The organism is Pelotomaculum sp. FP (genome assembly GCF_004369245.1).
Taxonomy (GTDB): Bacteria; Bacillota; Desulfotomaculia; order Desulfotomaculales; family Pelotomaculaceae; genus Pelotomaculum_C; species Pelotomaculum_C schinkii.
The window spans coordinates 26316-40999 of sequence record NZ_QFGB01000006.1; the positions used below are offsets into that span (position 1 = coordinate 26316).

Below are 14684 nucleotides of genomic sequence, written 5' to 3' on the forward strand. Positions count from 1 at the left end.
ACACCTTCAGTGCCTGGTCATTATTTGTACAATTAATTGTACTGAGCTTATGGACTCACAATACACAAGGGAATTTTATACGGCCGGCTTCCTGTGACGCCGGCGCACACTGCTATCAATCGGGCGCTTTGTCCTTCTTTACTCCAGGCATCTTAAGGAGTGACCCTACCTGTTTACTCCCCTATACAAAGGGTCCCCCGTAATACTTGTCAAGTTATAAGCGCAAAACGGGATGATGCGCCTATCCGGACTCACCACATGTATATAGCACTCCTGCAACCTGGTCAAATCAAGATTCCAGGCATCCTGAAATGCCATACCGGATACAGCCAAGGTATACAGGGCTCTGCGTTCCAAAAACTCATCAAAAGATCCGGGCGCCGCATACCTGGAAATCACCCACTTGGGTTCCGGCGCGCTGCTCCATTGACGGGCCACATACTCTCTGGCTTTTTTCGAATCCCCGGCCGGCTTTTGCTCCGTGGAACTACTGCAGCAGCAGTTTTGTGTCTTTGGCAATACCTTGAGCGTGCCGTCGGGTTGCAAAAGGAAGCTGGCATTGAAGGAACAATAGGAGTTTTCAGCCGTACCCGGTCTAAAGTCTTCCACCTTCATCTGTCCACCGGTCTGTTCTTCGATCGCGCGCAACACATCTGGTATCGTTATGCGCTCGTTTTTCTTTTCTCCATACCTGCCAAAATAACTGACCGGCTGGAAATGAACTCCCCGTATATGTGGCATGTTTTCTATAGCAAAGCGGATGATCGGACCGATTTCATTTTCGTTCAAGCCGGGCACGAGGGTGGGGACCAAAACCACCCCCAGGCCCGCGTCAATGCAGTTTTCGATGGTCTGAAGCTTGGTTTCGAGCAACTTGCGGCCTCGTAAAGCGAAATAAGGCTCATCGCTCATTGCATCAAATTGCAAAAACACACAATTAAGTCCCGCCTTTTGCAGCGTTTCTACATAGGCAGGCTCTTCGGCAAGGCGCAATCCATTGGTATTGAGCTGAAAGAAAGAAAAACCTTTTTCCTTGCCCAAACGGATGATGTCTGCGATGTCATCACGCAATGAAGGCTCGCCGCCGGATAATTGGATGTTAAAAGGTCCGCCGCAGCGCATCAAGGTATCATACCACGCGCCAATCTCCTCCAATGACGGGTCCGGGGCGGCGTTTTCCTGCGAGGAAGCAAAACAGACCGGGCACAAAAGATTGCATCTGTTGGTAATCTCAAGCAATACGCAACAGGTATTCTGACGATGGCCGGGACAAATGCCGCAATCATAAGGGCAGCCCTTGTCCACTTTTGTGATGCAGCTGACAGAGGGAGAAGGCTGTCTGATAAGCTCCCATGATTTATAGTCAGGAGGACCGTTCCAGATGATAGTTTTATAATCACCATGTTGCGGGCAGGTTTTTTCCAAATAAACTTTAGCGCCATATTTGACCTTTTGCGCCGGAATACGCGAAAGGCAAACCGGGCAAAGGCTTTCTGTTTCCCCCAACACGATCTTTTCGGGAAAATACGGGCATTGAGACTGGATGCACTTTTGATTATTCATAAACTGGCTGCAGATGTAGCGGCTACGACCATTATTATCAAACTCTTTGATGTTTCGTTTGGCCGTTTCAATTGAAATCATCGCATCCCGTTTACAACACCTTGGTCCACCAAATCGACTGATTTCTAATAGCGCCAAAGCTGTCAGGCGGTTGGCAGCACCTCTTTCCTCCTTGGAATAAGGAGTTACCTGATGGATGATAGAATAAGCGACTCCCACGCCGACCCCGGCCCCACAGGCGCCATGAGTCCCGCATACCCCGCCTTTAATGTCTTTACCCCGCTTTATGGCTTCTTTTATTGCCTGCGCTTGTTTGTCTTTTACTGAATTGCCGTATGCAGTCACCAACACTGCAGCAACGATACTGTGATATTCCGGGCCATGCATGTGCAAACCAGGCAGTTTAAAAATCTGTAAGGCAATTTCTACAGGATCTGTTAAATTTGTAGCAACACATACCCGCTCCACAACATCAAGAATTTTTTCTCTATGACACTCATCACAAATATAATGACCATTTACACATATAGTATTGGACTGTTCTTCCTTACCGCAAATCACGCATTTAACATCTATAGCAGAATCAGCATTATAAAATAATTCTCCCCCGCATACCAAACAACCGGATGCATGATCAGTATTACAGCTACAAATAATCTCCTTTTGCATTTTTACATCTTTCATCACTCTCTAAACACCCTTTGTTGAAACAGATAAAAAATAGCCCGGTTTGGCAAACTTGGCATGGCGCCATTGCTTGCAATCAAATAGATTCTCCAGGCTCCCATATTCCCAAATCGCCCTAATGGCAAATTCCGTGAAGGCTTTGGAGCAATCAATAAATTGAATACCCGAAAACCCGCATTGCTTTAACAATTCCACCCATTGGTCTTGCATCATCAAACTGACGTCCAGCGTATCCAGTCTCGTGGTTTGCGGTTTCCGGCGCACATATAAATCGGATATTAAGACCTTGCCGCCGGAAATCAAAAGCCGGTTACACTCTTCTAAAACATGTTGAGCCGGCATCACGGAAAGACTGCATTCACAAATCACGGCATCAAAAGAGCCCGCATCAAATGGCAGTTCAGTTCCATCAGCGACCTGCAAATACGCATCAGGGTATTTGATACGGCCTTTTTCGATCAGTTTTTGAGAACTATCCACGCCTATTGCCTGAAAACCAAGCTTGTTCAATTCAGACACCGTACTTCCCAAACCACAGCCAATATCAAGTATTCTCGCCCTGTTTTCCAGTGCCGCCAATTCCAGCAATTGTCCGGTAAGCTGCAATCCGCCCGGCCTCATGGCGCCTTGCGGCATTTGCATCCAGGTATTGCTTTCATATTTATTCATGGGCTGCCCCCCAAAAAATTTGTGTAGATGAGGCTGTTTTATGGATGGATACTTCAAATAAAGTCATGCTCCTGCAAAATTTCCAGGCATTTTTCTGTGGTTTGCAAAAGAGCATCATTGCATATCCAGGCAGGCTGGCCTCCCGGACCCAGTAGATCGACACAGTTGACTCCGCCGAAATGAGCATCAAACCAATCCACCAGTTCCGCACATACTTTCCGCAAGGTTTCCTGATCGAAATCATATAGGGCCAGCGCGCAAACTCCTCCTGATAAAACACCGCAAGTATGCTGCGCATACATGCCATAACACAACCCGCGTATTGACTGCACCAAATCAGCGTTTTCCTTTCCCTGCGGCTCCAACCCCACAAGGACAAGTATCATCTGCGCACAACAAAAGCCTTGCATTTTCAGTTCCACGATGCGCTGTTGTACCGAATCCATTACAGACTTTCCTCCCTGAAAAGCTATATTATTTATCTTCCAATTCTCTTTCTATCTGCTGCATTTTACCCATCACAACCTCTTCCGGGATATAAACAAGCTTGCACACCGGGCATGTTGGAAATTGATGCGTCATCCTGTGACCAAGGTATTCAAGATTGATACTTGTCAGCTCCAGTTCCCTATTGCACTTCGTGCAAATGAGTTTGTCCGGCTCCATCACCACATCACTCTCCTTCTATGTTCAGCCTGTGGCAATACGCGTTAATAATTCTATAGGCCCCTTCCTCAACTTGATAAATCACCCAGTATGTCATAACACCCTGCCTTTGATGACCGATATAATAGCCCTTTGCAGGATTAAAAATTTTGTTGCCTGAAGACTCGCAGTATTCTATTGTTTCACGTATATCGTCTTCAACGATCAGTTGTTTATTTAACTTCTCCATAAGTTCCGGTGAAATCAATATGGCTGGCTTTTGCCTTTCTTCATAGCTCTCCTCTTGCCAGATATTTTTCAAAAGAGAGGCTTTTAAAGCCACCCGGTTGTTCCTGCGGTCCGTGAGAGAAGGCGGTTTGCGCAACTCGCCATTGATGTCAAAAAGAACATCCAGCACATGGCGGCAAGGCTTGCCCATATCAGCAAAAATATCCCTGCAATTTGTACAATAGGTGATATATGGATTTTGGCCAAGCTCAATTCTTTTCCTGGCGATATCCTTTGCCAAAGCAGGATTGGCGGTATAAATATGTCCGCCATAACCGCAGCACTGAGCCGTTTTCTCCCTGTAGGGCAACTCATCGATCGCAAAACCGGCCTTTAAGACAAGTTCGCGCACGCTTTTTTGCATGGATTCATCGTAACGGCTGGAACAGGGATCAAATATGGAAACGGCGGCATTACTTACGATATGGTTTAAAGGCAGTCCATGCTCTTTGATAAAGTCATATAAAGAAATCTTCTTGATCTGGGGCAGGTATTTGGTAAACATCTTTTCACAAGTTGGACAGGCCAATATGGCGACAGGCTTTCCCATATCCTCCCATTGCTTTCGTATCCCAGCGGTTATTTCTTTCGTTAAGGGCTCATCCCCTGCCCATTCGGCGGGTGCGCCGCAACAGCTCAAAATTATGCCGGACTGAGGAAACTTTTTTAATAAATAGGCATACGGCCTTTCTACATATGCCGGCTCCGAAGCTCCCAGTTGACAACCCGGGAAAAATATGTATTCACTTTTTTGATATCCGGGCGCATTTTTAGCCACATAGGCTTTTTCACTTGCCGCGAATTTCATATCCCGGATCCAAAAATCATGAAAGGCGGGCGGCAAGGACCCTTCCCGGTGCATAATGCGGCGCGCTTCCAGCAAAAAATCGCCCATATCGATGTTTTCAGGACAGACGGTTCCGCATAAACCACAATTATTACAAGAACTAAGCATCCTTGTTGCCACTCTCGGCTGCAGGCTTTCCACCGGATTTAAAGTCATCCGCACGTCGCCGGCGATGCGTTTGGGCATTTTATTATACCGCTTTATCATATCGCAAGCGTTTATGCAGTCCCTGCAATCGCATTTCAAACACCGTTTCGCTTCGTAAACGGCTTCTTCCTTAGAATAACGCTCGGCTTTTACCCCTTTGGATGGCTCTATTTTACCGATATCCATTCTAAGGCGTGAGGTTTTGTCGAGATCTATGCCCAGCATCACATGCATACGATTCGTTTGTAAATAAGATTCTATGGATTGAGCGGCACGTATGCCCTGTTCGATGGACTGCATGGGAGTGGTTCCAAGCAAGAAACCAGCCAAAAAAATCCCCTTTATCGCGCTCCCCAGCGAATCCCTGTTCAATCCCTCCAGCAGGCCAAAGGATGCCCCGTCTTTCCCGGTAGCAATCAGTACCGCATCAAAATGATTTTGAAGTTCACCTATATTTTCAATTTCCGTATCCAACTTAAGGGTATATTCAAAAAACTGCATCTGGTTTTCGATTTCCGGAATAAATATGTCAGGGGAAAGCAAATCCCACAATCTTCCGCCGATCTTATCTTTCTTCTCAAATATGGTCACATCATATCCATGCGAAGCGAGCTTTACGGTACAGCTTAAGCCGCAAAGGCCCGCTCCCAGGATTGCTACTTTCTTATTTTTTTTAAGCACCCTATATTTAACCGGTGCGGTGGACCGGGTATAATCTACTATTGCTTTTTCCAATTTTAACATGTCAATAGCATCATCTATGTCTTTTCTCACACATACATTTAGACAGGGCTGATCACAAATTTTAGAAACAATGCCCGGAAAGAGGACCTTGTCCCTGTACATGGTGTATGCGCTATTAAAATTTCCCTTTTGCAATTTAGTGTTCAACATAACGACATCCAGGTCCAGCGGACAGACACACCGGCAGGGAGGTTTTTCCCCGTTGCAACAATCCTTTACATATTTGTCCATGTCTTTGGACAATATCCTGCCGCTGGCCGGCGCATTGAGTAAGCCTTCCAGTAATTTCGCATCGCTATTACCCATAATAGATAATTCTCCTTTTACCGGGGGCGTAATAAAGCAAAGGCATCAGTGTTCACCGCAGCAGTTTTTTGTTTCATCGGTATCCGACTCACTGGGGCAGCCTGTGCCGCCGATGCAATCGGTTATTAAATCCAGCATACTCTCACAGTTTAGCGCATCTGTAACGGAGAGCCCACTTCCAAGTGATCGGGTCACATGATTGTCCGCCAATATCTCAAAGGGTATTTTCTCAATTTCACCACAAATCACCAACTCGCAATCCCTGTCTACAATTTTTTCTGCCAGTTCTGTGTTTTCCACGTCACCCTCACTTTTTTCAATCGCCTCAACAATGCATTGCTTATCCATGTCCACAATTAATAGCCACCGGGCATCAGCAAATTTCTCTGAGACCTTGCTATTGCCACCACAGCCATCCGACATTACTGCGATTTTCACTTTTCACTCCTCCTGTTTGCCATTTATTGGTAGTGCTGCAGCCATATGGCTGCAGCACTACCGCCGGCAATTACTATTATCATTTGTTTAAATGGAATTCAGGCTCACATCGCGCCCTAAAGAGCCATGTCGGGACCTGTAGATTCAACCGGATTTTCCGCGATATCATCAAGCGCTTCAAAGAGGTCGGAGCCGAGGAAGTATTTTTCAGGTTTAAGTTCTTTTCCTTGCGCCTTTGCTTCCATGGCTGCTTTCACTTTATCCGGAGTGGCGGGGAGATCGTAAATCCTTACGCCGGCGGCATTATTGATAGCGTTAATTACTGCCACATGGCCTGCAGACTGGAATCCTTCGCAACAACCGACCGAGCCAAAGGGAGCGGTTTTTCTGGGGGAAGGGACGCTTTCCAGATATATATCATCAGGAATATCGTCCGCATACAGGAAGCCGCACCGCACAAGGCTGCTGTATTTATTATTGTCAATGTACTTTTCCGAAAGCGCAAAACCGATGGAGTGGGTCAGGGCGCCGTATGCCTGCCCTTCAACCGCTTGGATACTGCCTATAGCGCCGATGTCATAGATCATTTTCATGGCCACGACTTTTGTTTTACCTGTGGCGACTTCCACTTCAACTTCCGCAAGGAAAACGGCGTAATTGTAAACAGGAGTGGGATCGCCGACGCCTGTGTTCGGATCAAGGTCGACAGTGATATCAGTGGTATCAAATACTCCAAGATATTTAGTCGGGATTCCTTCGGCAACCATTTCCGCATGGGTGCGGTAAGTGCCATCATCTTTACGCATCGCGTTAAGCAGTTTCTTCGCTGCATTAATGGTAGCATTGCCTGCCATATAATGTGAACGGTTGGCTCCGGCAGGACCTGTTTGCGGACACTGTGCCGTATCGTTTTGCACCAGTTTGATTTGCCTGTAGTCGAGATTCAATTCTCTCAAGCTTTCATGGGTAAGGACCAGTGTACCCACATCGCCGCCCTGACCCTGGTCTTCCCAGGTATTGTAATGGGTGATCGTACCGTCTTCATTCAGCTCAAGAGCAACTTCCGCATGGTCCGCCGGCCCCCCGGTAACATTGTAACCGCCGAAAGCAAGACCTACGCCACGTTTCTTTTCAGGCGTGCTCTGGGCTTCCGCCCTGGCCTTAGCCTCTTCGTATAGGGGACGGAGCCTGTCCATAAGTGTGGTAAAGGGATATTCTTTAAATGGATAACTGTTGATGTTGGTATCCCCCGGCCTTGCCAGGTTTATATACCTGAATTCAAAAGGATCGATACCGGCTTTTTCCGCCAGCATATCAACTATTGCTTCAGACATGGTGTAAGCCTGTGAATTGCCATAGGAACGATAAGCGGTACCAAAAGTCTGGTTAGAGAAACCTACTCTGGCCAAAGCTCTTACATTGGGGATGTTATAACTAAAGCCTGCAAAACGAATGGCTTTTGATGCAAGAATGGCAGCCATTTCAGTATAAGCGCCATGGTCATAGGCAAAATCAAATTCAAAACCGGTAATTTTTCCGTTTTTGTCACAACCCATTCTGGCGTTGGAGTAATGGGCGGCGCGTTTGCCAGAAAAGGCATTGTGTTCCGCATAGCTCATGGTCAGGGTGACCGGGGCTCCATCAAGGGCCAGGGTGCAGGCCGCCGCTAGAGCGGAGCTGGCTGGAGATATACTAGAACCAAAGCTGGCGCCCGTCGGATTTTCGATAACCCTGATCTTACCATCAGGCAGTCCCAGGCCTGGTGCAAGTGTGATGAGCGGGAAGAGGAGAGCAAGTGTTTTGTTATGAATACATACGTTACCGTCTTCATCGATATAAGCCTGGGTAACATCCGGCTCCATGATGAGGTGAGGCTGGCTGGTACTATAGAAACTGCCTTCAACAACATAATCGGATTCAGCCAGAACATCACGGGTATCTTCACCTTTGAAAAGAGGCATTCTCAGATACTCATTGGGTATACCTTCATGAATTTCTGTTGCCCCAGGGGCAACGGCATCCAGATAGCTCATGTAGGCCGGCAATTCCTCCAAATCAAGTTTAACCTTTTTCGCTGCGGCACGGGCGCGTTCTTCCGTTTCCGCCGCTACAACGGCGACTACATCGCCATATCTGAATACTTTCGTATCCGCGATAATAGGACGCTCAAAACCATCGGCTTTAGAGCGGGGATGGGCTACCGGCAGCATAATCCTGTTGGTCCCTTTGATATCTTTGGAGGTGATCACTTTTACCACGCCGGGCATTTTTTCCGCTTCAGAACAATCAATACCTTTAATAACGGCATGGTTCAAGCCAGGCTGTACAATGGCCAGGTGCAAGGTGCCGGGCGGCATTTTCAGCTTGATATCGTCGCCGTAATCGCACAAACCGGTAACTTTGGCAAGCGCGGCCGGGCGCGGGACGTTCGTGCCGTAAATACGTCCATCCGGGGGAGCCTTGAAGGTAATGTCTTCCATAGTGGCTTCGCCACGCATGACTTTGGCCGCTTCCATAACCGCGTCAACAAGCGGTTTCCACCCCGTGCAGCGGCAGGCATTGCGGTGCACCGTGAACCAATGGCGCACCTCTTCTCTTGTGGGATTCGGATTTTGATCTAGAAGCCCCTTTGCAGATACGATAAACCCGGGGGAACAAAAGCCGCATTGCACACCACCGTAAGTAATCCAGGCCTGTTGCAGCGGATGCAAATTGGTTGGAGTGCCAATTCCTTCAATGGTTACTATTTTACTAAAATCAGGAACGTCTTTAATTTTCTTGATACACGAGCGTACAACTTCACCTTCCAATATAACACTGCAAACACCGCATTGTCCAGTTTTGCAACCTAACTTCACCCCCGTCAGGCCAACTCTTCTGAGCACATCCGCCAGAGTGTCTTTCTCAGGATCACAAACCATCATTCTGTCTGCTCCGTTTAAGTTCAACCAAATTTTCCTTAAAGCCATAAATTCTCCCCCTTTCATTTTTTGCACTTTGCAGTTGGTGTACTTACGACTTTAATTAAGAATAACTTGAACATTCATAAAATAATTGGATATTTCGGCGAAACCAACTTATGGCTACCACCCATAGAAAGGGGTTTGATATCTGTCAGATTTAAAAATAAAGAAACCGTCCCTAACCTGTTGCTGGTTAATGGGCGGTTTATAAATATCACGCATGAAAAAGCATAACAAAACCTGTCTTTTTTGCCGGCAATTTTACAGTGCTGCTTGTGAATAATCTTCGGCGCCAGTATTACAAACATTAATCGCAGTTTTATTTGTTCTATTTTTATACAATAAATTCATATATATATTTCTAAACCTGGAAGGTGAAGTCATGGAAAAACCTTTGAATTCGTTGATAAAGTGAGATTGATCAAAGTAGCCTAACTCATTTACTATATCAGGAACACCCTGCCAGTCCTCCTGCATAACCATTCTTAGCGCGTTTTGGAAGCGAACAATACGGCTATAGTGTTTAATGGACACACCATAAGTCCTTTTAAAATTTTGCCTGCAATATCTTTCAGAATAACCGGTCTCTCTTTCAATATCTTCAAGTTTAATATTTCCGCGCGATAAGCAGATAAGGATAGCGCAGTATTCTGTGAAATCGGGGAAATATGTCTCATCTATCAAGTTAGACATGGCATAGTTCTGGAAAAGCTTTATCCGCTCACTCATGCTATCTTTCATAGCAATTTTTTCAATAATGGATGAATTAACAAAAACATCTTCCAGTTTTAATACGTTGTTTTTTAGATCACCCAAGCGGGCCTTGATATTTTTTATGCCTACCACAGAATAGGGCTTAAAACCAAAATAAGTCGTATTTGGCTCAAGCATGATTTTAGCCCATCCTTCATGTATGCCCCATATCAATGCGGCTGGATTGTTGGGGTTGCACTTAAAGATTATATTCACACAAGCATCCGGTACGATACCGATAAAATCATCCTGTGTATCCCTCGTAGTAAACTGATAGTATACGGCATTATTTTTTATGCAGATGGGATTCCAATTTACTAATTTTTCCCGGTAATTATACATAGCGGAACTAAGCCAAGGCTGGTGGGGCGGCGGTATCGCGCGTAATTGGGCGTTAATATTTTTATACTCCATAAAATCAACAACCCTCCTGTCCATCAATTACCCCTGGCAAGGGCTTTCTTTGGTGTTTCCTGTTCATCAGCCAAATGCCTGCATCTTAGTTTTTGTTGCGGTTGTCCCGGATAATTCGCTTTGCCGGTTTCCAGAGTTCCGGTGATGTATCTATTTGAACTGGCGCCAAGATTAAATTTCCCTTCTTGATGTTTCTGGAAAGCACAGGAGCAGAAAATAGCGCTTTTTCAACCAATCCCGGTATTTCTTCAGCAGCCCAGGCGGCTGCCAGTACTCTGACAGCCAATCGGTCCCTGCCGTTTTCCGGCAGTAAAGATGCCTCAAAGTCCACAACACCGTTTACTGCAAAAAGGACCTCGTCCAGTATGGACAAACTAAGCAGCTCGCCCCCCGTTAAGGTGATTCTGCCCTGAACCCGGTCCCGCACGCAAGACATAAGCTTCAGCACCGTACCGCAGAGGCAGGGTTCGGGCATAAACCGGGCAATATCTCCGGTACGGTAACGGATCAGGGGCATACCCCGGCGGGTTAGCGTTGTGAAAACCACTTCCCCTTCTTCCCCTTCCGGCAAAACTTCGCCGGTCACGGGATTGATTATTTCAAAAAGCAAATCCGCCTCCCGCAGGTGATAGCCTGCCCGTGCTTCACACTCGACGCCGCCCCCCAGGCCCATTTCAGTCATGCCATAATGGTTGAAAACACGGCAGCCCCACGTTTCCTCCAAAAACCTTACAATCGCGCCGGGAACGTGGTCCGTACTCAGCAGCAGGCTTTTCAACCTGATCTGGTGTTTTCTTTTGTCAGACTGCCGGCAGCGGGCGAGTGCCAATACTTGAGTCGGAATCCCGACCAGAGAGTCAACCTGTTCCACGGCCATAATCTCCAGGACAGCCTCCGGGTCCCGGACCACCCCGTAGGGAACGGGTTCCACCTGCATGCGACGCAAACCATCAGCCAGCAGGTCGCCCACACTGCCGGGCGAGTATCCGGGCAGCAGGATTAACACCTTGTCGCCCGGCTGAACCAGGGTGGACATACCATGCTGAAAAAAGTCCCTGGTCAGTTCCTGATCCGAGGCTGTAAAGTATATTCTCTTGGGCAAGCCGGTGGTGCCGGAAGTGTCCAGGGTTACCACCCGGTTAATCTGATCCTGTGAAACACAAAGCAGTTGCAGCGGGTTTTGTCTGATATCCGCAGGAGTAGTAAAAGGTAATCCGCCAAGATCCTTTAAGGACTGGAATTTATCTATGCCGCACCGCGCCAAACGGCGCCGGTAAAAGGGGCTCTTGTCGCGAGCGAGGGTCAGAGTCTCCCTTAGTTGCTGAATTTGATAAGTCTCTATCATGGAGCGGGTTAACCCGCCCAAACTGCCATTGTGCCCTTCTATCTTCGCGAGTATCCAGCTTTCCAGAGGTGTTTTTTTGTACAATTTGCCGACCGCCTCTATAAGGTCATATTGTTATGCATGCCCATGGCATCTTTTTTAAGACGTCCAGTTCAGAGGACATCTATAATAAAAATGCAGTTACCCCTGTAGGAAACTGCATTGCTAAAAAGGATATATCTATATTATTATATAGAATATATACTTATAAGTATTTCCTTTCCAACAGGAGGCGCAAATGTTTCCAGCTACACCCTAACGGTTAACAACCATGGCAATCGCTGTAGGTTGGTTAACTCGGAAATAAATATTTCATTATTTAAATAAATTAAAAAATCTTTTGCTATTTATATTTTACACACTAGCAAAGCATATGCCAATCAACGGACTCACTCACAAAATCCCAAAACATATATACTTTGTGATGAATTTTTATAGACCCGTCCCTGACTGGTCAACAGTACAGGATATTTTTTGTGTCTAATTTTTGTACATATTTTTGAGGTTTTTAATTATTGAACAGCAACACAATTAATCCCAATTTTTAACTCAGTCCAAAGCAATACTTCTTCAATCAACAAAAATGCATTTTCATCTGGAATCGGCGGCATCAATCAAATGTATGAAAAGAGCTTACTTCCCTCGTCCGGGAGGTAAGCCCTTTTCATGGCAATCTAGCCAATTTTATGTTTACTAAAAAGCATTTTCAGTTTCTTACTACTATTAATTTTATTATATAATGTTGTCCTGCTAATTCCTAAACGTTCAGCAGTCTTACTTAGATTGCCGTTTTCCTCACTTAACAGCAGCTCAATAACTATTTCCTCACTCATTTTCATTAAATTATTGGATCCATTTTTTGTGTTTTCGATTACTCTTATTTTATTCTTCAGGGTCTTGTAATTATAGGCTTTAACTATTTTCTCAGGAAGATCACAGAGAGATATTTTTGTCCTGCCACTTAATAAAACGATAGCTCTTTCAATTACGTTCCTTAATTCCCGTATATTGCCACGCCAGGAATAACAGGTAAGCGCCTCAAAAAACTCTTTATTAATTTCCTTCACATGCAAATTGTATTCTTTACAAAACATATCAATGAAATGTTTTGCCAGTATGGGGATGTCGTCATCTCTTTCGCGCAAAGCAGGTAGTTTTAGTGTAATTATTCCGATTCGGTAATACAAATCCTCTCGAAAATTACCTTCATCAGCTTCCTGCAACAAATCTTTTTTTGTTGCCGAGATAAGCCTAATATCTATAGGTATCTCTTTAATCCCACCAATTCTACATATTTTATTAGTGGAAAGAGCACGCAATAATTTAATCTGAATATTCACGGGCATATTTTCAATTTCATCAAGGAACAGGGTCCCGCCGCAGGCTACCTCCAACTTGCCCGGCTTGCCATTTTTAGATGCTCCGGTAAAAGCGCCGGACTCATAACCAAATAATTCACTTTCCACCAAATCATGCGGTAAAGCACCACAATTAATTGCAACAAAAGGATTATTTTTTCTTGGACTCTCATTATGAATAGCCTGAGCAAACAACTCCTTGCCAGTACCGCTTTCCCCAAATATTAAAACTGGCGAAGAAGATTTTGCGACTATTTTAGCTTGGCTCTTGACTTCCCATAAGCTTTTATTTTTACCTATTATGTTGCTGAATGTATAGTCAGCATAATTCCCCTGAAGTCTATTGTTGGAATTTTTTGCATTTTCGATAAAAATAATTTTTTCTTCATTACTCGTATGGTTAAGTATTTTCTTTGTTGATACCAAAAAAAGTTTTTTTCGACCATTGACGTCTAAATATATTTCTTTTTTCTCTGTGGAATCATTTACGATATTGTTTTGTAAAGTAGAAATATATTTTGCAAGATCGGCTTTAATGTTTGACTTATCAAGCCCCAACATCTCTACTATCTTATCATTATAATGTTCGATTTCGTTATCATTATTAACATAAACCATACCATGAGGCAAATAATCAATGGTGCTATTCATGGCAAGACTAATTGTATCCAGTTTTCCCATGGTATCCATAATAAAATTTATGCTGTCAAAGGTTTTAGCTAACAATGTCACCAACATTAAGGTGTCTATAGTATGCCTATGGCTATAACTTGAAATATTTATTGCCCCAATCACCTCGCCCTTAGAGTTATGAATAGGTGCGGCAGAACAATAAAAGTTATGGAAATAAAAGTTAAAATGCTCAGGTCCCAATACTTGTACTGATTTATTCTCCCGTAATGCAATGCAAGCCGCATTAGTTCCCACCTCATTTTCCGCTAAACCAGCTGGGATCGGACTTCTAACACCCAATTCCCGGTGTAAAAAATTAGTATGGGCAATTAATTGAAGAGTCTTTGCCTCGCTATCAAATATTTGCACAGATAAACCCTTTTCCCTGGCCAAACTTTGTACTTCTAAAAGAATATCGCCAAATTTTGTGATAAAGTCATGATTATCTAAAATTTGCTTCTTAATTTCCTCTTTAGACAGAAATCTTCTGTTTTTTGAATATGGATCAACTCCATATTCCATACTCCTTTGCCATGACTCATATATTGTTCGTGGCACTATATTTTGATTTACCGGTTTACCTTTAACCAAGTTATTCCATTCTTCCTCGATTTTATCCAGCCTTGCAGGAGCCTTTTCGCTAATTGCCCTTCCTGTTTTTAGTATTTGAGCAAGATGCTGTTGTAACGACAAAGAGCCATTAACATCCATTTTCTCTGCCACCTTTCCCTCTGGATAATATAATTATGTCCATCAAACTGAAAAGGTAATGAGTGTCAGCGCATCCTATAACAACCAGACCGCGA

Annotated in this window: 10 protein-coding genes, 1 pseudogene and 1 riboswitch; all 11 genes and pseudogenes read right to left on the reverse strand. The window is 44.8% G+C overall.

Going from position 1 to position 14684, the window contains the following annotated elements; translation table 11 throughout:
• Nucleotides 1-165: 165 nt before the first annotated feature.
• On the reverse strand, nucleotides 166-1509 hold the full coding sequence (trsS, locus tag Psfp_RS03855) for a radical SAM (seleno)protein TrsS (protein WP_282434318.1): 1344 nt from the start codon (nucleotides 1507-1509) through the stop codon (nucleotides 166-168).
• 24 nt (nucleotides 1510-1533) lie between these two features.
• A pseudogene (locus tag Psfp_RS22120) lies at nucleotides 1534-2247 on the reverse strand (DUF5714 domain-containing protein); the annotation flags it as partial.
• A gap of 6 nt (nucleotides 2248-2253) precedes the next feature.
• On the reverse strand, nucleotides 2254-2919 hold the full coding sequence (gene trsM, locus Psfp_RS03860) for a DVU_1556 family methyltransferase (RefSeq protein ID WP_134217238.1): 666 nt from the start codon (nucleotides 2917-2919) through the stop codon (nucleotides 2254-2256).
• A gap of 53 nt (nucleotides 2920-2972) precedes the next feature.
• A complete protein-coding gene (locus Psfp_RS03865; protein WP_134217239.1) occupies nucleotides 2973-3365 on the reverse strand; it encodes a C-GCAxxG-C-C family protein in 393 nt (130 codons plus the stop codon).
• 28 nt (nucleotides 3366-3393) lie between these two features.
• Complete coding sequence (locus Psfp_RS03870; protein ID WP_134217240.1) at nucleotides 3394-3585, reverse strand: DVU_1557 family redox protein; 192 nt, start codon at nucleotides 3583-3585, stop codon at nucleotides 3394-3396.
• Between the two features lie 7 nt (nucleotides 3586-3592).
• On the reverse strand, nucleotides 3593-5896 hold the full coding sequence (locus tag Psfp_RS03875; RefSeq protein ID WP_134217241.1) for a pyridine nucleotide-disulfide oxidoreductase/dicluster-binding protein: 2304 nt from the start codon (nucleotides 5894-5896) through the stop codon (nucleotides 3593-3595).
• 45 nt (nucleotides 5897-5941) lie between these two features.
• Nucleotides 5942-6334, reverse strand: a complete 393-nt coding sequence (locus Psfp_RS03880) for a NifB/NifX family molybdenum-iron cluster-binding protein (RefSeq protein ID WP_134217242.1) — start codon at nucleotides 6332-6334, stop codon at nucleotides 5942-5944.
• A gap of 116 nt (nucleotides 6335-6450) precedes the next feature.
• Complete coding sequence (locus Psfp_RS03885) at nucleotides 6451-9303, reverse strand: molybdopterin cofactor-binding domain-containing protein (protein WP_134217243.1); 2853 nt, start codon at nucleotides 9301-9303, stop codon at nucleotides 6451-6453.
• A gap of 255 nt (nucleotides 9304-9558) precedes the next feature.
• Nucleotides 9559-10464, reverse strand: a complete 906-nt coding sequence (locus Psfp_RS03890) for a helix-turn-helix transcriptional regulator (RefSeq protein ID WP_192895255.1) — start codon at nucleotides 10462-10464, stop codon at nucleotides 9559-9561.
• 85 nt (nucleotides 10465-10549) lie between these two features.
• Nucleotides 10550-11893: a DVU_1553 family AMP-dependent CoA ligase gene (locus tag Psfp_RS03895; protein ID WP_243120462.1), complete on the reverse strand. Its 1344-nt coding sequence runs from the start codon at nucleotides 11891-11893 to the stop codon at nucleotides 10550-10552.
• Nucleotides 11894-12047: 154 nt separating this feature from the next.
• A riboswitch (molybdenum cofactor riboswitch) is annotated at nucleotides 12048-12163 on the reverse strand.
• A gap of 359 nt (nucleotides 12164-12522) precedes the next feature.
• On the reverse strand, nucleotides 12523-14589 hold the full coding sequence (locus Psfp_RS03900) for a sigma 54-interacting transcriptional regulator (RefSeq protein WP_134217245.1): 2067 nt from the start codon (nucleotides 14587-14589) through the stop codon (nucleotides 12523-12525).
• Between the last annotated feature and the right edge of the window lie 95 nt (nucleotides 14590-14684).

Excerpts from the sequence above, each read along its gene's own strand:
- trsM (WP_134217238.1), bottom strand. The coding sequence starts at position 2,919 with ATGAATAAATATGAAAGCAATACCTGGATGCAAATGCCGCAAGGCGCC.
- Psfp_RS03865 (WP_134217239.1), bottom strand. The coding sequence starts at position 3,365 with ATGGATTCGGTACAACAGCGCATCGTGGAACTGAAAATGCAAGGCTTT.
- Psfp_RS03870 (WP_134217240.1), bottom strand. The coding sequence starts at position 3,585 with ATGGAGCCGGACAAACTCATTTGCACGAAGTGCAATAGGGAACTGGAG.
- Psfp_RS03875 (WP_134217241.1), bottom strand. The coding sequence starts at position 5,896 with ATGGGTAATAGCGATGCGAAATTACTGGAAGGCTTACTCAATGCGCCG.
- Psfp_RS03885 (WP_134217243.1), bottom strand. The coding sequence starts at position 9,303 with ATGGCTTTAAGGAAAATTTGGTTGAACTTAAACGGAGCAGACAGAATG.
- Psfp_RS03890 (WP_192895255.1), bottom strand. The coding sequence starts at position 10,464 with ATGGAGTATAAAAATATTAACGCCCAATTACGCGCGATACCGCCGCCC.
- Psfp_RS03900 (WP_134217245.1), bottom strand. The coding sequence starts at position 14,589 with ATGGATGTTAATGGCTCTTTGTCGTTACAACAGCATCTTGCTCAAATA.